The sequence below is a fragment of the Leptolyngbya sp. FACHB-541 genome, assembly GCF_014695875.1.
In the GTDB taxonomy this organism is placed as follows: Bacteria; Cyanobacteriota; Cyanobacteriia; order Elainellales; family Elainellaceae; genus JAAUTN01.
The window spans coordinates 161,257-181,570 of sequence record NZ_JACJPC010000027.1 but is presented as its reverse complement, the minus strand read 5'-3'; the positions used below and the strand labels follow the sequence as shown (position 1 = coordinate 181,570).

Here is a 20,314-nt window from a genome sequence, read left to right as displayed (position 1 = left end):
AGATTCAAAATGCAGAGGGAGTAAAGCCCTTTCCCTGTCGGTTATAGCAGGTATTAGCTTCAGTATGGGTTAGTAACCTTTGCCCTAAAGAATTTTCTTAACCTTGCAAGACATTGCATAACTAGTGCAAGCCCTGAGAATTGCGGAAGGCTCTCACACAAATTTTGAAAAACATTAGACAAGATTTAGTGGATCGTAGAGGAATCACGGATACTGTAAGCCTTTGACAACGTGTAATCTGAAGCAAGTCAAGATCACCCAGCCTCAAGGTAAACAACATATCAGATCAGATGCGGCAAAAACTGGCTCAAATTCTTTTGACAAGCGACACTAGTCAGTCAGCGCTGTTGGCGTTGAGCCAGGTGATTGGAGAAACGTTTTTGGCAGATTGTTGTGCGATCGCCCTTAATCCTGATGGAGCTAGCCATCAGTCCGTCTGCTGGACTCCTCAAAGTCAAGCGACTTTTCATCGCTATCAACCTACCTCACTCATCATTTTGCAAAAACGGCTCTTCAAAGGATCTGAAGAAACATCTGATTGTTCTCATTCGATTGCTTTAGCTGACATTCAAACTGATTTGCTTGACTACCAAGCAGCATCTGAGCTTCAGACAGAACCGCAATCTCAACCTTCATCACACATACCAGAAAGCCAAAAAATTAAGCCACTATTGCTAAACGTGCCAACACCAACCATCAAAGCGGTCTTGGCGAAAAGAACCCATTTCCAGGGGCGAATCAACGGAGTCATTATGGTGATGCGATCGCAATCTCATCGATGGACACAGGAAGAGGTTCAGCTACTCGAAACTGCATCAGAGCAAGTTGCGATCGCCATCTCTCAAGCTCAACTTGAGCGGCAAGTGCAGCAGCAAGTAAGGTATCAAGCATTTATCGATCAGCTAACTAGAGCTATCCGGAGTGCTTGGGATCTACCCCAAATCTTTCAACTCGTAACAGAAGGATTAATTACAGCGCTACAGATTAGTCGCAGTGCTGTTTTGTTGCTCAAATATTCTGACCACCCCCTCAAAAACCGCACCTTACAAATTCCAAAAGCTAAAGTAACGGTTGTTTGTGAATCACCCAGAGCTTGTGACCTGCTCAATTCTCCAACTGCTTCAAGCTCTGAGGAAATCATCAACTCAGAAACAGGCACTTGGTCTAATACCTCCTTTGAACTTTCTAGTTGTCAACTTTGTCAGCAAGCATTTATCAATGGTACCGAGCCTGTCGTCATTTCCACGGCTACCACCGATGTCTTAAACCCTCCTATTTCTGCTGACTTTATCGCCCCTGCTGAAAGTATTGCGCCAATCTTCAACCTGGAAGCAATGCCAGCTCTAGTTTTGATGCCGCTAGAAAGTCAAGGCACCGTACTGGGCTACCTAACTTTGCAGCACTCTCAGCCTTGTTCCTGGCAGCGAGAAGATATTATCTTTGCCAAACTAGTTGCAGCTCAACTCAGCACTGCCATCATTCAATCCCGGACACTGCGACAGGTACAAGCATTAGTCGAAGAGCGCACTGCCCAACTCAAGCGAAGCCTTGAAGTACAGGCAAAACTTTATGAAAAAACCCGTCAACAGGTCGAACAATTGCGCCGATTGCACCAGATTCGGGAAGAATTTCTTAGTACAGTCAGCCATGAACTGCGGACTCCCTTGACCAGTATGACTCTAGCGATTCGAATGTTGCGCCAGGCAGACCTACCACCAGAGCGCCAAGCTAAATACCTAGATATTTTGGAACAGCAGTGTGCTCAAGAAACAAGCTTGATCAATGACCTGCTAGCATTGCAGAAACTAGAGTCAAACTCAACGACTATTCAATGGCAGAAAATAGATTTCAAGGATTTCATTCAAGACCTGACCCAATCCTTTGAAGTAAGTCTAACCAGCAAAAAATTAACTCTAGTTGTCAATTTACCTTCTCAACCTTTGCCAGTTCATACTGATTTAGACAGCCTCAATCGCATTCTGACAGAACTGCTGACAAATGCCGAAAAATATGCAGATTACGGTAGTTCTATTCACTTGAACGCTCATCGTGAATTTAGTCATTCAGAGAACTGTTTGGTCCTGACACTCAGCAATGTCGGCTCTGCAATTTCTCCGGAGGAATTGCCGTACATCTTTGACAAATTTCGCCGGGGGCAGGGAGTCACTCAAAGAGCAATTCAGGGAACTGGGCTGGGACTCGCTCTTGCGAAAGGTTTGGTAGAACACCTCAATGGAACGATCGCCGTCTCTAGTCGTCCCCTAGAGCAGAGCCAATCCTGGGAGACTTGCTTTACCTTAACTCTACCTGTAGTTCATGGGAACTCTACCTACTCTGACCTTGACAGAACCCTAATCTAATTGAGAAATTGGGCATAGATACCTATGGAAGCCGCTAACCCTCAGTTCTTTTCTCCTAAATTCCCTGTTTATCCTGAAGCCGATCGACTGGAGTTACCCGTGACCGACGTGTACAACCTAAATTCGGAGCGTAGTCCTTTAGCCGCTCAGGATGCAGCAGCTCCTGAGTTGGTTAACGTTGACCTGCCTTATGAGCCAGCCTTGCTGGAGGATGTAGAGGTTGAGACGGAACGGTTGGATGGGCGGCAGCGCCGAATTTCTGCAAAGGTACAAATTCCTTATCCTGCTGAGCAAGTTTGGCAGATCCTCACGGATTACGAGAAGCTTTCAGACTTTATTCCAAGCTTGTCCAAGAGCAGACAGATTCCTCACCCGCAAGGCGGTATTCGGTTAGAGCAAGTAGGAACTCAGTGTTTGCTTAACTTCAAGTTTTGTGCGCGTGTAGTCCTTGATATGGTTGAGAATTTTCCTCAACGGCTTGACTTCAAAATGATTGAGGGAGACTTCAAGGTGTTTTCTGGGAGCTGGCAGCTTCAACCTATTACGTTAGGGAATCAAACAGGCACAGAACTTTGCTATAGCGTTCTGGTTTTGCCTCGCATGGCAATGCCTGTGGGACTGATTGAACGTCGGCTCAGCACCAATTTGGCGATGAATCTAGTTGCGATTCGTGAGCGGGCTAATGAACTGTTTAGCTTGTCATGACGCGATCGCCAAATGCCCTAAATGAACCGCAGCGCGAAGTTCTAGTTGCCTGGTTATTCCTGGCTCCAGCCCTGATTTTACTAGGGGCATTCCTACTGGGTCCGATTGTCTATCTGATCTATCTCAGCTTTACATCGGGCAGCTTTACCCGTGCGGGAATTCAGTGGGTTGGGCTGAGAAATTACTGGCGGCTATTCCTCACTCCAGATTTCTGGCAAGTTATCGGCAATACGGTTTATTTCACCTTGGCTACTGTAATTCCCAGTCTGGTAATTCCTCTAGGCTTGGCAGTGCTGCTAAATCGGTCGGTAGCGTTTAGAGGGCTGCTGCGGACTGCCTATTTTATTCCCTCAATTACCTCTCTTGTTGCAGTAGGGCTTGGGTTTCGCTGGCTATTTCAAACCGATGGTCCAGTGAATGCGCTGTTGGGCACTGTTGGAATAGAGCCAATTCCCTGGCTGGGCAGTGTCATCTGGACCATGCCTGTGCTGATTTTGTTGAGCATTTGGAAGCAGCTTGGCTTCAACCTGGTGGTGTTTTTGGCGGGGCTGCAAGCCATTCCTGCCAATCGTTATGAAGCAGCCGAGCTGGATGGTGCAAATGCTTGGCAGCAGTTTTGGCACATTACGCTGCCGGGGTTACGTCCGACGCTAATCTTTGCAACGGTGACGACAGCAATTTTTACGCTCCGCAGCTTTGAGCAACCTTATGTAATCACCGGCGGTGGTCCGTTAAACTCGACGAATCTGCTGGTTTTTTACATCTATAATCAAGCATTCGCTCAGTTTGACTTTGGCTATGCGGCTGCGGCTGCTACAGTGCTGTTGATGGTAACGCTAGTGTTTGTTTACTTACAGCTCCGAATTTTAGGAGATGAAAATTAAGCAGGATGATCGTCTGACGGATTGGCTGTGGCTGTTAGGGCTCTTTGCAGCAGCAATGTTGCTATACAGCATTAATTTGGGCGGCTTGCCCCTGCGAGATTGGGATGAGGGGCTAGTGGCACAAGTGGCGCGTGAGATTTGGCGATCGCCTCCCCATTCCTTAACCTGGCTCTATCCTACTTACTGGGGTGAACCCTACTTAAATAAGCCGCCGCTGATGCATTTGCTGGTTGCGGGAAGTTATGCGATCGCTGGCATCAACGAATGGTCAGCTAGACTGCCAGGGGCTTTTCTCACAGCGCTTTCGGTGCCCCTGCTTTACAGCATTGGACGAGAAGCTCTTGGGCAACGAATTCCTGCTGTTTTTGCCGCTTTAGTCTACTTGACATTTCTCCCTGTGGTGCGACATGGGCGATTGGCGATGCTGGATGGAGCAGTGCTGTGCTTTATGCTGCTGATGGTCTGGTGTTTGCTGCGATCGCGCCGGGACAGTCGCTACAGTCTAGGAATTGGCATCGGATTTGGTTTGATTTGCCTGACAAAAGGTGTGATGTTGGGCTTGCTGCTGGGAGCGATCGCCCTAATCTTTTTACTGTGGGATACTCCGCGATTAATCACTCTGCCCTACCTTTGGGCTGGCATCGGCATTGGCAGTTTACCCGTTGCCCTTTGGTATGGAGCACAATGGCTGCAGTATGGACAGCAGTTTCTCGGCGTTAGCGTCGTTGACCAGTCCTTTCGTCGCATCTGGACACCTGTAGAGAATCACGTTGGTCCGCCCTGGTACTACATTTTAGAGCTGCTCAAATATGGCTTTCCTTGGCTGCTGTTTTTGCCTCTAGCGTTTAAGCGGGTTTGGCAGAATCGAACCTTAAGTTGGGCAAAACTGGTTTTGGTTTGGAGTGGGGTCTACCTGATGGCGATTTCCCTCATGGCAACCAAGCTGCCCTGGTACATTTTGCCGCTCTACCCGGCTCTAGCTCTGGCTGTTGGCGCTCAGCTTGCTCAGTTTTGGGGAAGTCAGCCTATCGGCATGAAGCAGTCCCACAGTTCAACCTATTCCCGGGTTTGGATTGGAGTATTTGCTTTATTTGCAGTGATAGGTTGGGTTGGGAGCCTTTATTTCGCCAAGTTTAGTCTGCAACCTGAGCCTGACCTGGAGGTGATTCTGGCATCGGTCGGGGTTTCCATGACCACAGTTGCCGTTTTAATCGCACGACAAAATCCGCAGTTTCTCTCTGTTTTGATCTGGGGAAGCTATCTGTCGCTGCTGTTGCTAATGACTTCTGAGCATTGGGTCTGGGAAATAGCCGAGGCATATCCGGTGAAACCTGTCGCTGAAATTGTGCAGCAGGGTGTCCCGACTGATCAGCGTGTTTACACGTCCTACCCATACAATCGTCCGTCCTTGAATTTCTATAGCGATCGCCGCGTTATCCCTGCTTCTCAAGAACGGCTTCTAGAACTTTGGAACAGTAATCCCCGACCCTATTTTTTGCTTGACTCCAATGCTCTTAGAGATCTCAAGCTCCAGCCCAAAGCGATACTCAATGTGTCAAAGGGAACTGAGAATTGGATATTGATTACAAAAGAAGGCAGTTAGAAAACTAGTTTTCAGGAGTGACCAGCGCTACATAAACAGTTATCTTCGATACCACGGTGAGTTCATCTATCGGCGTTAATCGATGGAGTTGGGCGATCGCTACACCTGCTTGAGCGTGCTTCGGCAGTAAGAGAAATTATGCTAGTTGATGCTTGTGTTGAAATTCCAGTCATTGATTTTTCTCCTTTTGTCACAGATGACCTAGAGGGAAAACAGCGAGTTGCTCAAGAAATTTATCGTGCTTGTCATCAGGTAGGTTTTTTGTATCTGACTCATCATGGCATTCCACAAGAGGCGATCGCTCACGTATTCGACCAGTCACGTCGGTTTTTTGCCTCGCCAGATGAGGAAAAGCAGGCGATCGCCTGGTCAAACGAAATGAGCAATCGTGGCTATGTCGGCGTTGAGCGAGAACGACTGGACGAGACAAAGCCTGGTGATTTGAAAGAAGCTTTTAATGTTGGCAAAGAAGTGTCTGTTGAGGATGTGGGAACTGAGAATCCAGCTCTAGTGCTAAACCAGTGGCCCGCTGGTCAAGATGACTTTCGGCAGGCGGTGACAGAGTTTTTTGAAGTTTGCACGGAAGCTGCTGATCGGATATTTCGTGCGTTTGCGATCGCCCTTCAGATGCCCGAATCCTTTATTTCCGACAAACATCAGGCTCATAACTATACTCTCCGATTACTCCATTACCCACCTTTAGCTACTTCACCAAAACCAGGACAAATTCGGGCAGGAGCGCATTCTGACTACGGCACGCTGACGCTGCTGTTTCAAGATAATGTGGGTGGCTTGGAAGTGCAAACAACTACAGGCGAATGGATTTCGGCTCCTTCAATCCCTGATGCAGTCTTGATTAATACCGGAGATTTAACCCAGCGCTGGAGCAATGACGTGTTTCGCTCAACCAAGCATCGAGTGGCGTTGCCTCAGGGAGAAAATGTGGGGCGCGATCGCTACTCGATTGCCTTCTTCTGTCAACCTGATGCTGATGCTGAAATCGTTTGCCTGCCCAGTTGTCAGTCTCCAGAAAATCCACCCCGATACCCTCCAGTGACATCGGGCGAATACCTGCTTAGCCGCCTACAGGCAACTTACTAAAGAAGATAAATCAGTAACAAAACTTATAACAACACTTATTCGTCCTAAGTGACCGACAAAAATATCGCGTAGGTTGGGGGTAGCAAAGCAAAACCCAACATTTACAGGAGTTTAAGGGTCTTCACCACTCTACCTATCTACCACTCAACCCATTATTCAAAATGACTACACCGTTCACCTTTCGTCGGTTTCTACCAACACTACTGGGATTATCACTTTCCATTCCCCTCCTAGTACTGGGTGCCTGTGGTCAAAGCACAACTTCCACCGATGCTGAACCGACCGAGGCAGCGGACGCAACCGAGGCAGAAGATTCAGCAGATGCTTCTAGAGTGGCACTAGTGCTGAGCGGTTCCTCGACTGACCAATCCTGGGATCAGGCGGCTTTTGAAGCGGGTCAAAGGCTAGAAGAACAGGGGGTTGAAGTGGCAGTGTCAGAAGCGGTTGATCCAGCAAATGTCGCTGCCGTTTTGCGCCAGTACGCAGAGGAAGGATATGACCTGGTTGTGGCGCATTCCTTTAGCTACCAAGATGCCGTATTCGAAGTGGCAGAAGAATTCCCAGAGGTGAATTTTGCCTGGGCAGGTGGCATTGGTGAAACAGCAGAAAACGTGGCGGACTACGACCAACCCTTTTATCAAGGCGCATACCTGATTGGATTAGTGGCTGCTGAGCTAAGCGAAACAGGAAAATTAGGTGCTCTATATGGCTACGACATCCCCGTTTGTCATGCAATGGGAGAGGCAATGCTGGCTGGTGCGCAGCAGGTGCGTCCTGATGCAACATTAACCAGTGCGGCGGTAGGCGATTGGTATGACGTTGCTAAAGCTAAGGAAGCGGCACTATCTCAAGCAGAAACCGGAGTGGATTTCTGGATTGGCTGTGGTCAAGGGCCCACGTTGGGCCAGATCGAAGCGGCAAAAGAAGCGGGTGGATACGCTACTGGCTATGTTGGCGATATGTCGTCCCTGGGCCCAGAAGTAGTGGCATCTAACCTGATTTGGAATATGGAGCCATTGTTTCAGCAAATGCTGGACGATACGGCGGCTGATACCTTTGCCGATCAGTTCTACAAGTTGGCAATTCCAGAAGGGGTTATTCAAGTTGAGGTGCCGACTGATTTCCAGGATGAGGTCGGTGAGGGGGTACTGAAATCTGTGGAAGAGACGAAGGAACAAATTGCAGCAGGCGAATTAGAAGTGCCGTTTGTGCCAAATTAGGAATTCCGAGTCAGGGCGACGATTGTTCGCTCCTGGATGAGTTAAGTGGATAGGTCAAGCGATCGCCAAATATTCTCTTAATCCCACACCATTTAATCCCATACCATTGTGTTTACACGAGTCTATTCGGTTCTCTGAATTGCATTCATGGATCATCCACCATCACAATCTACCCTTCTACCCGCGGTTGATATGCGGGGCATCACTAAACGGTTTCCGGGCGTGACGGCGAATCAGCAGGTTGATTTTGTGGTGCAATCAGGGGAAATTCACGCGCTGCTGGGTGAGAATGGGGCGGGAAAAACCACGCTGATGAACATCCTTTGTGGGCTGTATGAGCCAGATGAGGGGGGGATTTGGCTGCGGGGTCAGCCTATGCGCTTTCAGCGTCCAGCAGACGCGATCGCCGCTGGCATTGGCATGGTGCATCAGCACTTTATGCTAGTGGAGCGGTTCACTGTTGCTGAGAATATTGCATTAGGGCAAAGGGGGCGAGGGTGGCAAGACGATTCACGCTTACTCCATCAGCGGCTCAGGATGCTTTCGGCTCACTATGGCTTAGGAATTGATCCGGCAGCACCTGTTTGGCAACTGTCAGTTGGAGAACGACAGCGGGTAGAAATTCTCAAGGCGCTCGATCGCCAAGTTGATGTCCTCATTCTAGATGAGCCGACGGCAGTCTTGACCCCGCAAGAAACTGAAGGGTTAATGACCATTCTGCGAGGATTGGCGGCTCAGGGAACTGCAATTATTTTTATTAGCCACAAGCTAAATGAAGTGTTGTCATTGTGCGATCGCGTCACTGTGTTGCGAGACGGTCAGCGAGTTGGCTCTGTCGAGGTTGCTGACTGTGATGCTCATCATTTGACTGAGCTAATGGTGGGGAGAGAGGTGAATCTAGACCGTCCAAATCGGGTCGTTGTGGAAGTTGTGGATCGTTCTCCCCTGCTGTCTCTGGAGCAAGTTTCTGCGGTAGGGCATCACCGCTTGCCGGTTCTCCAGAATGTTAATCTTCAAGTTTATCCAGGCGAAATTGTTGGCATTGCTGGGGTTGATGGTAACGGGCAACAGGAATTGGAAGAGGCAATTATTGGGCTGCGATCGCTCACTCAAGGACAAATTCACTGTAACGGCACCCTGGCTCATATTCCCTCCGATCGCTACAGCATGGGCTTGATCTCTGAGTTTTCGGTGACAGAAAATCTGCTGCTGCGCGATATCGATCGTTTCCCCTTCAGCCAGAAAGGATTTCTGCGTCCAGCGCAAATGGTGAAACAGGCGATCGCCCTGGTGCAGCAATACCTGATTCGGACTCCTTCGGTTTACACGCCGAGCGGCACCTTGTCTGGTGGCAATGCTCAAAAGGTGATTATTGCTCGTGAGCTATGTCGCAACCATCCAATTATTCTCGCGGCTCAACCGACACGAGGGCTAGATGTAGGAGCGATGGAATATGTTCATGCTCAACTGATGGCTCGGCGAGATGCAGGAGCAGCAATTTTGCTGATTTCAACAGAACTGGATGAAATCTTGCGCCTGTGCGATCGCATCGCCGTTCTCTATGAAGGTCAGATTGTCGGTTTGATAGACGCAGCGACAGCAGATGTCAATCATCTGGGGCTACTGATGGCAGGCAAGACTCAAGTTACGGATGACCCCATGATGAGTGAGAAGCGATCGCTCCAAACTTCATGACTTCTAATTCTGTTGCATCTAACCCGATCAAACAATTCTCGCTGCAAAGGTTGAAACCTTTAGCTCCAGTGCTGGGAATTCTTATCGCCCTATTATTCAGCAGCATTTTGCTGGTGCTTAGTGGAGCCAACCCGCTACAAGCCTACCAGAAATTGCTCCTTGGTGCATTTGGAGGATCGCGTCAACTGACTGAGACGTTGCTCAAAACTACGCCTATTTTGATCATCGCGCTGGGGTTGGCGATCGCCTTCAAAGCACGGGTTTGGAACATTGGGGCAGAAGGCCAGTATCACATTGGAGCCTTGCTGGGTGGCTGGGTTGCTCTCACATTTCCAACGCTACCCGCTATTTTGCTGATTCCTCTAATGCTGATTGCAGGTGGACTGGGCGGTTTATTGTGGAGCGGCTTGGCTGGGTTGCTGCATTTGAAGCGAGGAGTCAACCTGATCATCTGCACTCTAATGCTGAACTACATTGGCATTCTGTTGGTGCAGTATGCTGCACGAGTTCCATTGCGCGACCCCAACGGCTTCTTGCCCGAATCTGCCAAATTTGTGGCGGCAGCACGTTTGCCCCGCCTGGGAGATAGTCGGCTTCACATCGGCGTTTTGCTGGCGTTGATCCTGGTCGGTCTAGCCTATGTGCTGCTGTGGCGTACTACACTTGGCTTTCGGCTGCAGGCAGTGGGCGCAAAGCTCAGCGTCGCAGAATGGGTCGGCATCAAAACCGGACGAAGCATTCTGACCGCTTTACTGATCAGCGGCACTTTGGCAGGGTTGGCAGGTGTGATCGAGGTCAGCGCCACCTACACCCGTCTAAAGCCCAGCATTTCTGATGGCTACGGCTTCACCGGCATTTTAGTGGCGCTGTTGGGGCAACTGCATCCTGTTGGCATATTAGTTGCAGCCGTGCTGTTTTCAGCTCTGGAGGTCGGTGCACAGGGCTTAAATGTGTCTCTGCAAATTCCAGCGGCGGTTGCTGGCGTACTACAGGCGCTACTGGTGCTGGGTGTGCTGGCTGGACAGGCGATCGCCCAACGAGAACCAACTGCTTAACCCATTCCTTCTTTGCTTATGCCCTGGGATCAAATCTTAACCACTACCTTCCTGATTGCCATTCTCACCGCCGGGATTCGGCTTGCCGTGCCCGTGCTGCTGGCTGTTTTAGGCGAAATCATTACCCAGCTATCCGGTGTGATGAACCTGGGATTGGAGGGCGTAATGCTGGTTGGTGGATTAGCTGGATTTGCGACTACCTATGCGCTGCAACAGACAACAGGATTGATTGAACTGTCCGTTTGGCCGGGATTGCTGGCAGGACTGCTAGCTGGAATGTTGATGGGGTTGGTGATGGCAATTCTCTCAATTACCTGCCGCACCGATCAGGTCATCGCCGGAATTACACTGGTTCTCCTGGGGCAAAGCCTGACGACTTATTTCTACCGAGAGTATCCTGCTTTGGGCAAAGCTCGCGTTACTGGGCTAACTTCCCTGCCGATTCCAGGACTCTCCAAAATTCCAGTAGTAGGTGATGTGCTGTTTAACCATAGCCTGGTGGTTTATTTGAGTGCGCTGCTCGTGATGCTCTGCTGGTTTTTGCTGTACCGCACCCGCTGGGGGCTTCAGATTCGCGCAACCGGAGAACATCCAGCCGTTGTAGACACTTCTGGGCTAAGTGTCACCACTATTCGCTATCTTTGCACCCTAGCAGGTTCTGCCCTGGCTGGGTTTGGTGGGGCTGTGTTGACGGTGGTACAGCTCAATTTATTTATTGAAGGAGTGACGGCTGGGCGAGGTTGGATTGCGATCGCCCTCGTGTTTTTCTCCCGTTGGCAACCCGGACTGGCACTATTCGGCGCACTGCTATTCGGAATTGCCGACGCAATCCAATTTCGAATTCAAGCATTAGGATCGGAAACTCTGCCCTACGAATCTCTGTTGATGCTCCCCTACCTGCTAACGCTGCTGGTATTGGTGAGTCGCCGCATCCGTGACCAAACTCCAACCGCACTGGGCATTCCTTACATTCAGGGCAAACGGTGAATGGGCAAACGCTATGGCTTACCCATCCGAAAATTGCTGACACTAGATTCAGAGGAATGGTAAGCTAAATCGCACTAATGCTTACTCCCCCGTCCATGACTTTTTCTCGGTAATGATCTGGCAAAAAGCTTTTAAGTCGCCTCAACTCCAGTTCGTGATCGGCGTTGCTATCCTTTTCTGGGGAGTATGCTGCATCTTGGTGTTGCACAGATACTACAATTTTTCCTTAACTTACGTTTCCTTTGATCAAGGAATCTTCAACCAAGTTTTTTGGAATAGTTTGCACAGTCGGCTGTTTGAAAGTTCCTTATCGTCTACTGAGTCGGCAAGCGTCATGCAGGGCGACATTCCAGATGTGTCTTATCGTCGTCTAGGACAGCATTTTACGCCTGCCCTGCTGCTGTGGCTACCTTTCTATGCTTTGTTTCAATCACCTGCTGGGTTGTCCATTTTACAAGTGACGCTAGTTACAGCAGCAGGATTTGTACTGTATGCGTTGGCGCGACACTACCACTCGCCTCAGCTATCGAGTTTGATAGTGGTGAGTTATTTTGGTGCGATCGCTGTCATTGGTCCCACTGTTGCTAATTTTCACGACATTTGTCAGATCCCACTTTATGGTTTTGGATTACTCCTGGCATTAGAAAAACGCAGGTGGTGGATAGTTGGAATTCTGGCAATCTTGCTTCTACTGGTTCGGGAAGACAGCGGCATAATTTTGTTCAGCATTGGGTTTTACCTAGTGATCAGCCGTCGCTATCCCCGTATTGGGGTCGGGTTGTGTCTGTTGAGCTTGGCTTACATCCTCCTTGTCACCAACTTAATCATGCCGCTGTTTTCTCAAGACATTTCTCAGCGGTTCATGGTGGAACAGTTTGGGCAATTCGTTGACAATGAAGAAGCCTCAACACTAGACGTGCTATGGGCGATCGCTCGTAACCCTGGACAATTGATTGTTGAAATTGTGACACCCGTGGGGAAGACGATCAGTTATTTGTTAGGGCATTGGGTGCCACTCGCTTTTGTGCCGTTAGTTGCTCCTGAAGCTTGGGCATTAGCTGGATTTCCACTGCTCAAAATTTTGCTACTAAAGGCAGAAGTCACCGCTCTATCTCCACACTGGCGCTATGCGATGTCTTTGGTTCCAGGATTGTTTTACGGAACTATTCTCTGGTGGGCAAAGCATCCCGATCGCTTCACTCGTCAGTTTCGGTTCTTCTGGACTGCCTGTATTGGGCTCTCGCTATTCTTCACTTTGACAGCAAATCCCAGCCATGCACTGTCTTGGGCAATTCCAGATTCTTTCCAACCTTGGGTTTATGTGTCTCCGCCACAACAATGGCAGCATAGTCAGGCAGTTCGATCGCTCCTTGCCCAAATTCCAAGTGATGCTAGTGTAACCGCCACAGATCAAATCGTTTCTCATTTGTCGAGTCGGCGAGAGGCACTGCGGTTTCCCAGCTTCCAATTGCGAAATGATTTGGACGAGAGTGTATCGGTAGAGTATGCGATCGCCGATCTTTGGTATCTGCAACAGTATGAACCGGCGTTTGAGAGCTACCGCGAAAGTCTCAAGTCAATGATTGATGCTACCAATACCCTCATAGAGCGTCAGTACGGCCTGATTGGTTTTGAAGATAGTGTTGTTCTTCTGCAAAATGGAGCAAATTCTAATCGGACAGCTCTAAATGCGTGGACAACCTACCAACAAGAATTAGCTCCTATCTTTAGCAACGAAGCTTCTCCATAACAATTTTTTGACAAGACAATCAAATTCTTGTAGCCAATTTAGTTGGCAAATCAACTTGTTCCTTTATGCGTATTAAAAACCTCCTAAAACTTAAGGCATCATCAGGACAACCAAATAAACACCATGAATTTATTTGGTTGTGTCTAAGTTTAATGATTCCGCTCCACTTTGGATTAATATCTCTTCAGCGCGCGTTCAGTGCCGAAAATGTTGTGCAAGATGATGCTAGGCATCACGTTGTTTGGTTACAGCGGTATATCGATCCTCAACTTTTTCCGAATGACTTAATTGCAGATTACTTTCAAACCCTTGCTCCTGCTGGATTTCGATCGCTCTATTGGATGGTGGCAAAGCTAGGAATTGAGCCGCTCCTGTTAGCTAAGATTCTACCTGTAATATTGGCACTAATCACTTCTGCTTACATCTTCAAAGCTTATCTACGTCTCTTGCCAATTCCGGCAGGTGCTTTTCTAGCCGTTTTACTGCTCAATCAAACTTTTTGGTTAAAGGATGATATTGCTTCGGCAACCCCCCGAGCTTTTGTATATCCCCTTTTTGCTGCTTTCTTATATTATCTGTTGCGGCGATCGCTAGTTCCTTGCTTAATCACAATTGCTCTCCAGGGACTATTTTTTCCACAACTTCTGCTTGTAGAAATTACGATTCTCACTGTTCGTTTAATCAATTGGCAAAACGGATTACCTCGCCTAACTCAGGAGAAGCATCATTACATCGTTTGGTTACTCGGTTTAGGAGTTGCTGCTCTTGTCGTACTTCCATTTACGCAGAGTTTTTCAGGGTTTGGGGAAGTTGTAACAGCTTCACAGATGAAAGCAATGCCTGAATTTGGTTCAGAAGGGAGAAGTAAGTATTTTGGTGTTGATCCTCTTTCATTTATATTGTCAGGTTCTAGCGGTTTACGAGCTCCTGACATGCCTTACGTCAACTGGATTAGTTTAAGTTTGCCAATAATACTAAAATCTCAATTGTCACTGGTTAGGAGCGTTACGAGAGAAATTCGTATTTTATGGCAAATATTATTTGCTTCCTTGGGAGTGTTTCTTCTAGCTCATCTAGTGTTGTTGAAACTGTATTTTCCCAGTCGATATACTTATCACAGTTTACGGTTTGTGATGCCAATAGCGGCTGCGATCGCTTTTACAATTTTGTTTCATGCAAGTTGGCGTTGGTTACAGCAAAATAGAGCGGTAAACGCATCAGGTCAAATCGCTTCCATTCGTTCCTTTGCTAAACCAAGATATAAGGTTAAACATTATGCTGCAATAGGGATGATAGGAACGCTATTTATCCTGTGTTTAGTTACCTTCGCTTTGCCTGCTGTTGCCTTAAATCGTCAACAGTGGGTAGTTGGGCGTTATCCAGAAATCTATGATTTCTTTGCCAAACAACCAAAAGATACACTCATTGCTTCTTTAGCTAAGGAAGCCAATTCTTTTCCTGCATTTTCCCAGCGTTCGATTTTAGCTGGAGAAGAATTTGCATTTGCCTATCATCCAAGCTATTACAATCAATTTAAGCAACACACTATTGATACTATCTATGCGCTATACAGTTCTGATTCTGAGGAAGTTGAGGAAGTGATTCAATCCTATGGGATTGATTTCTTTGTAGTAGAAAACACCTCTTTTCAGTCCGAGTTTCTTAAAGAGAAAAAGTGGTTAATCCATAGTTCTTTTCAGCCAGTTGTGCTTGAGGCAATTGCTTGGCTTGAACGAGGAGAAAAGCCTGTTTTGCAGAGGTTGCAAGATCAATGCTCAGTTTTATCTGAAAGAAACTTGACTATCATTGATGCGAACTGCATTACAATCTCTGACGGCTAATTCTTTGCTTTTGGGTATACAATCTGAAATTTGGTGCAGTTTGAACTTTCGAACTGGAATTGTTCTTAGACAATTGTTTCCAGGAATGGCAGATCAAATAAACTGTTGCTCAGGGGTCACATAAGGTAGGTATGGATCAACAACTCATTCAACTGTTGGTAAACGGGATTGCGACTGGCAGCATTATTGCTCTGGCCGCAGTCGGGCTGACGTTAACCTACGGAATTTTGCGACTCGCAAACTTTGCTCATGGCGATTTGATGACGCTCGGAGCTTACCTGACCCTATTGATCAACGCTAACGGAGCTAATATTTGGCTCTCGATGATTGTTGGAGCGGTAGCAACAGTAGGAGCAGCCCTTGTTAGCGAAAAGCTACTGTGGTCGCCCATGCGCGATCGCCGGGCTACCTCCACCACGCTGATCATTATTTCAATCGGTTTAGCTTTATTTATCCGCAACGGCATCATCCTATTTTGGGGAGGAGACAACCAGGCTTATAACCTGCCCGTCGCCACTGCGCTTGATATCTTTGGCATCAAGATTGCCTACTACCGAATTGTGGTTGTGGCGCTTGCTATCCTGGCAATTTTAGGACTTCATTACCTGCTGCAAAACACCAAGATCGGTAAGGCAATGCGGGCAGTCGCAGATAATATTGACTTGGCGCGTGTCTCCGGCATTAACGTCGATCAGGTCGTCATCTGGACATGGGTGATCGCTGCGGGGCTAACGGCATTAGGGGGCGGTATGTACGGGCTGATTACGGCAGTGCGCCCAAATATGGGCTGGTTCTTAATTCTGCCGATGTTTGCCTCGGTGATTTTAGGCGGAATCGGCAATCCTTATGGGGCGATCGCCGGAGCTTTCGTCATTGGCATTGCCCAGGAAGTTGGCACCTACTGGCTCCCTACAGAATACAAGCTGGGGGTTGCCTTATTTATCATGATTCTGGTTTTGCTGATTCGCCCTCAAGGGCTGTTCCGAGGCACAATTTGATTACTTTAGTCCATAACCTGATAACAGCCAAACTGAGAATAGCGCCCGTCAGCGACGATATTCTGTCTGAATTCAAACTTTGCAGCAGAGCTTGGAATGGACAGCCGCCACCAACAAAAATAATGGCTGTAAGTTGAAGACCTTGGATTGAATCCACAGCCCTCAACTCACAGCCAAAGATTTTGTATTTGTCAGCTTGGCTAGAGCAAGCTGCTTGCGTAGAAATTACTTAAGAATGCCAAAGTAGAAGGCTGCAACCAAGAAATTGCCCGCCAGCAGAATAATTGCCCAAAGCGTGCGATAGGGGTAGGGAGGGTTCCCTGAAGTAGCAACGTTTTCTTTCAGTCTTGCTTGTTTAGAAGTCATGGGAATCAATTCCTTATGAGTAACTTTACATGTGAACTCAAACCTAAATTAATTATTAACTGTCGGATGACAAAGCACAGCACCCAATTGACAGAACTCAATATTAATTCTGCGGTTATGGCTAATTTGGCTTCACCTGCGACCTAAGTGCTACTCGCTCTCTCCTGCGTGGTATGAGCTACGGACGAGTGGGCCAGAACGAACGTGAGCAAATCCCAGATCACGGGCAATCGCCCCCAATTCCTCAAATTCTTCTGGTGTCCAATATTTCTGTACTGGCAAATGTGCTAGCGATGGGCGCATGTATTGTCCTAGAGTGAGGCGATCGCAGCCTACCGCTCTCAAGTCCTGCATCGCTTCAACTAACTCAGCTTTCGTTTCCCCATGCCCCAACATCAGTCCAGATTTCGTGGGAATCGATGGCTCAAGTTCTTTGACGATTTGCAGCACTTGAAGCGATCGCTCATACTTTGCCCCTCGACGCACCGGACCTTGAAGGCGGCGCACCGTTTCCACATTGTGGTTGTAGCAAGCAGGCTCAGCCTGTACAACTGTAGCAATGCGCTGTCGCTGAGCGATATCTCCCTCTGTGCCACCCCAAAAATCGGGAGTCAACACTTCAATCTGGGTTCCAAAATTGACTTGGCGGACGGCTTCCATCGTTTGGGCAAACCATCCCGCTCCCTGATCAGGCAGATCATCCCGTGCTACTGAAGTCAGCACCACGTAGCGCAGCCCCAACAGTCGGACTGACTCAGCGATTTTTTGAGGTTCCTCTGGGTCTAGCGGCATTGGAGCATGGCCCTTATCGACCTGACAAAAGCCACAGGCACGGGTACAGGTCGGACCCATCAGCAAAAAGGTGGCCGTTTTTTGGGCATAGCATTCGCCTCGATTGGGGCAACGCCCTTCTTCACAGATTGTGTGAATTTGCCGCTGCTTAATAATCTGCTGCACCGTGGAGATTTCGCTGGCTTTACCGATGGGGCGACGCAGCCAAGTTGGCAAAGGAGAGGGCGATCGCCTTACTCCTACTTCTACGTCCTCCTCCGCAACTCGATTTGAGGTTTGATCCACGTCTAAAGGCATATTCTCCCAATCCCATCACTACCCGGCAGAGCCAATATGCTACCGATTCTATCGTCTCCTCCCGGTAAAACGGCTCTGTTGGCGCTATGGAGGAGTGTCAAATCCGCAAAGACTTTTTTGTGTAGAGGACGATAAGATTTGGGATAGCTAAATGAAGTAGGGGTGATGCAGTTAAATCCTGATTCTGGAGAGTAAAGACTTGCCAGAAGATTCAACTAAACGCCTCAACTTAGCGAATAGTTAGAAAATTGTTTTGCCGCAAACAGCGATGTCTGGCTAAAATGCAAGCTATTCCGTAGATCAGAGGCTACACTAGTCCATGACACAATAGACGTTGCATAGCAGATGATGCAAGGCATAGTCTATTTTTCCTAAGCGTTCTCAAGCTTTTGTTATGGGTCGGTTTCATGTCCCTACAGAGCAGGTAGTTCGACAAAATACACCCTTCGTTTGTTCCTTCGAGTCACACCAAAGGAGTCCATTGTGGCAAGTCACAAAATCCTAGTCATTGATGACAGCAGAGTTATCCGCAACATGGTAAGGGACATGTTGCCCAAAGGTAACTTCCAAGTCCTGGAAGCCAAAGATGGGATTGAAGGACTTGATGCGATTCGGCAAGAACGCCCCAACTTGATTATGTTGGATTTCCTACTGCCCCGCATGAGCGGTTGGGAAGTTTTCCAGCAAATTCAAGGGCAGACTGATTTGCAAAGCATTCCTCTCGTGATGATGTCTGGTCGGCGAGAAGAGGTCACCGAAAAGATTTCAGAACCCTTTGAGTTTTTTGAATTTATTGAGAAGCCGTTTGAGCAAAAGCAGCTGATTGAGGCGATCAAGGCAGCGATGGCAAAGGCCCGCCTGCCTCGCCGCCCTCAACCTGTAGCTGGTGTCGGAGCTAACGCTGGCACTGCCGCCAGCGTTAGCTCAGCCGAAGTGGAGGCACTCAACCAAAAAATCGCCAAGATGCAGGGTGAAATCGATACGCTGAAGAAACAAATGGGTCAGCTTCTAACGTTTATTAAGCAAAAGCTGAAGTAGCCCAACAGTTCCTAATCTAAGTCTCGCCTGCCTTCCAGAGCGCGTGCCAGAGTTACTTCATCGGCATATTCCAAATCGCCGCCCATGGGCAAGCCGAATGCAATTCGGGTGACTCGCGTAAAGGGTTTAAGCAACTGCCCAACATAAAGGGTGGTTGTTTCGCCTTCAACGCTGGGGCTAATTGCCAAAATCACTTCTTTAATGCTCTGCTGACTGACCCTTCGCACAAGCTGTGTGATGTGAAGTTGGTCCGGACCGATGCCGTCTATAGGTGAGATCAATCCGCCCAGGACGTGATATTTTCCCTTGTATTCACGGGTTCGCTCTAAGGCAATCACATCTCTGGAATCGGCAACCACGCAAATAGTGTTGTGATCGCGGTTTGGAGCGCTACAGATTTCGCAGACAGGTTCAGCAGATAGGTGAAAGCATACAGAACAGAAGCCAACTTGCTGCTTAGCTTCCATCAGGGCTTGAGCCAGCGCTTTGACCTCTTCTTCAGGGCGCTTGAGGATGTGCAGCGCGAGACGCTGGGCTGTTTTGGGACCAACACCAGGTAATCGCTGAAACTGCTCGATGAGACGAGCTAGAGGGCGTGTGTAAGCTGTCAGAATTCCTCCAGGTTTTCCTGCCTAAAATTTGATCATATAGCAATCCTTTGGGGGTTGTGGGCTACTCTTGAGGTAGCTGGTGTAATGGGCAGCGCCCGTTTTCGGTTTTGAAGTAGCTTGATCGAGTTCGCTATTGAGACAAGACGAGAGGGCAAACTATGAAACTCATTCTTCTAACTGCGGTAACACTTCTGAGCGTTGTTGGAGCCACTTCTGCCTGGGCTAACACTCTGGAAACTGAGTCAGTTGGTGTTCCTCAAGGTAATGCATCTCAGCTTCTACTCCCCGAACAAGAGCCTGAAGAATTTGAATATGATGGCGAGCGCCTCAACACTCTAGAAAACAACATTAACCAAACTGTCTTTGACGAGGATTCAATTCGTTCCAATATTATTCGTCCACCCGGTGAGCTAGGACTACCGCAAGAGCTGATTATTATCGACTCAGATAACGGCCCTGCGGTTGGCACAGAACTATAGCCCATTTGCGTAGGAGCGTTTCCTAGAAACGCTCCTGCGTTTAGCATTCGCTTTGTCAAAGGTAAAACAGATGGATACCCTTCACCTATATGAAATAGATTTCTATGCCTGGACGCAGGAGCAGATTGGTTTGCTCAAAGCGCATCAATGGGAACAATTAGATGCAGCAAACTTGATTGAAGAAATTGAAACTTTGGGCAGAAAAGAGCGCCAAGAGTTAAGAAATCGATTAGGTATTCTATTGGGACATCTGTTGAAGTGGCAATTCCAATCTGAAAAACGCAACAATAGCTGGCTAGGAACAATTCGTGAACAGAGGATTCAGATTAAGCTGCTTTTGAAAGATAGTCCTAGTTTGAAATCTTATCTGGCTGAAATTTTCTTTGCTGCTTATGAGTTAGGCTTAGCTTTAGCAATTCGGGAAACTCAGCTGGGAGAACAAATTTTTCCAGAAGTTTGTCCTTATACAGTTGAACAAACGATCAATCCTGATTTCTTGCCAGAGCCAGATTAGATTGACGGTTTAGAGAGA

At 48.1% G+C, this 20,314-nt stretch carries 18 protein-coding genes; 15 read left to right on the top strand and 3 right to left on the bottom strand.

From position 1 onward, the window contains the following. Nucleotides 1-290 precede the first annotated feature (290 nt). From H6G00_RS04260 to H6G00_RS04205, 12 genes are all read left to right on the top strand, one after another. Entirely contained in the window at nt 291-2,360 is a 2,070-nt protein-coding gene (locus H6G00_RS04260) for a GAF domain-containing sensor histidine kinase (protein ID WP_190795752.1), read from the top strand. A 24-nt stretch (nt 2,361-2,384) separates the two neighbouring features. Then, nucleotides 2,385-3,065, top strand: coding sequence for an SRPBCC family protein (locus H6G00_RS04255; protein ID WP_190795751.1), 681 nt, complete (start codon nt 2,385-2,387; stop codon nt 3,063-3,065). After that, on the top strand, nt 3,062-3,949 hold the full coding sequence (locus H6G00_RS04250; protein ID WP_190795750.1) for a sugar ABC transporter permease: 888 nt from the start codon (nt 3,062-3,064) through the stop codon (nt 3,947-3,949). Before H6G00_RS04255 ends, H6G00_RS04250 begins: the two co-directional genes overlap by 4 nt. Beyond that, the gene (locus H6G00_RS04245) at nt 3,939-5,552 is read left to right on the top strand and encodes a glycosyltransferase family 39 protein (RefSeq protein ID WP_190795749.1); all 1,614 of its coding nucleotides are present in this window, start codon (nt 3,939-3,941) and stop codon (nt 5,550-5,552) included. The genes H6G00_RS04250 and H6G00_RS04245 overlap by 11 nt, the downstream gene beginning before the upstream one ends. 138 nt (nt 5,553-5,690) lie before the next feature. Next, entirely contained in the window at nt 5,691-6,653 is a 963-nt protein-coding gene (locus H6G00_RS04240; RefSeq protein WP_190795748.1) for an isopenicillin N synthase family oxygenase, read from the top strand. 161 nt (nt 6,654-6,814) lie between these two features. Beyond that, a complete protein-coding gene (locus tag H6G00_RS04235) occupies nt 6,815-7,873 on the top strand; it encodes a BMP family protein (RefSeq protein ID WP_190795747.1) in 1,059 nt (352 codons plus the stop codon). Nucleotides 7,874-8,020: 147 nt separating this feature from the next. Further along, the gene (locus H6G00_RS04230; protein ID WP_242042118.1) at nt 8,021-9,568 is read left to right on the top strand and encodes an ABC transporter ATP-binding protein; all 1,548 of its coding nucleotides are present in this window, start codon (nt 8,021-8,023) and stop codon (nt 9,566-9,568) included. Next, nucleotides 9,565-10,623: an ABC transporter permease gene (locus tag H6G00_RS04225; protein ID WP_190795746.1), complete on the top strand. Its 1,059-nt coding sequence runs from the start codon at nt 9,565-9,567 to the stop codon at nt 10,621-10,623. Before H6G00_RS04230 ends, H6G00_RS04225 begins: the two co-directional genes overlap by 4 nt. A gap of 18 nt (nt 10,624-10,641) precedes the next feature. Further along, a complete protein-coding gene (locus H6G00_RS04220) occupies nt 10,642-11,610 on the top strand; it encodes an ABC transporter permease (protein WP_190795745.1) in 969 nt (322 codons plus the stop codon). 112 nt (nt 11,611-11,722) lie between these two features. Further along, a complete protein-coding gene (locus H6G00_RS04215; protein ID WP_190795744.1) occupies nt 11,723-13,360 on the top strand; it encodes a DUF2079 domain-containing protein in 1,638 nt (545 codons plus the stop codon). 65 nt (nt 13,361-13,425) lie between these two features. After that, a complete protein-coding gene (locus H6G00_RS04210) occupies nt 13,426-15,201 on the top strand; it encodes a hypothetical protein (protein ID WP_242042117.1) in 1,776 nt (591 codons plus the stop codon). 131 nt (nt 15,202-15,332) lie between these two features. After that, entirely contained in the window at nt 15,333-16,199 is an 867-nt protein-coding gene (locus H6G00_RS04205) for a branched-chain amino acid ABC transporter permease (RefSeq protein ID WP_190645573.1), read from the top strand. A 225-nt stretch (nt 16,200-16,424) separates the two neighbouring features. Here H6G00_RS04205 and H6G00_RS04200 read toward each other — a convergent pair whose 3' ends face one another. After that, nucleotides 16,425-16,565 (bottom strand): photosystem I protein PsaX, encoded by a 141-nt coding sequence (locus H6G00_RS04200; protein WP_190645572.1) that lies wholly within the window; start codon nt 16,563-16,565, stop codon nt 16,425-16,427. 150 nt (nt 16,566-16,715) lie between these two features. Further along, nucleotides 16,716-17,654, bottom strand: a complete 939-nt coding sequence (gene lipA, locus H6G00_RS04195) for a lipoyl synthase (protein ID WP_190795743.1) — start codon at nt 17,652-17,654, stop codon at nt 16,716-16,718. A 483-nt stretch (nt 17,655-18,137) separates the two neighbouring features. Here lipA and H6G00_RS04190 point away from each other — a divergent pair, with 483 nt between their 5' ends. Beyond that, nucleotides 18,138-18,692: a response regulator gene (locus H6G00_RS04190; protein ID WP_190795742.1), complete on the top strand. Its 555-nt coding sequence runs from the start codon at nt 18,138-18,140 to the stop codon at nt 18,690-18,692. 11 nt (nt 18,693-18,703) lie between these two features. On the opposite strand, the gene recR is transcribed toward H6G00_RS04190, so the two are convergent. Next, nucleotides 18,704-19,306 (bottom strand): recombination mediator RecR, encoded by a 603-nt coding sequence (recR, locus tag H6G00_RS04185; RefSeq protein WP_190645664.1) that lies wholly within the window; start codon nt 19,304-19,306, stop codon nt 18,704-18,706. 155 nt (nt 19,307-19,461) lie between these two features. On the opposite strand from recR, the gene H6G00_RS04180 reads away from it, so the two are divergent. Together H6G00_RS04180 and H6G00_RS04175 are read left to right on the top strand one after the other, a co-directional pair. Continuing rightward, nucleotides 19,462-19,782, top strand: coding sequence for a hypothetical protein (locus H6G00_RS04180; protein WP_190795741.1), 321 nt, complete (start codon nt 19,462-19,464; stop codon nt 19,780-19,782). A 70-nt stretch (nt 19,783-19,852) separates the two neighbouring features. After that, the gene (locus tag H6G00_RS04175) at nt 19,853-20,296 is read left to right on the top strand and encodes a DUF29 domain-containing protein (protein WP_190795740.1); all 444 of its coding nucleotides are present in this window, start codon (nt 19,853-19,855) and stop codon (nt 20,294-20,296) included. Nucleotides 20,297-20,314: the final 18 nt, after the last annotated feature.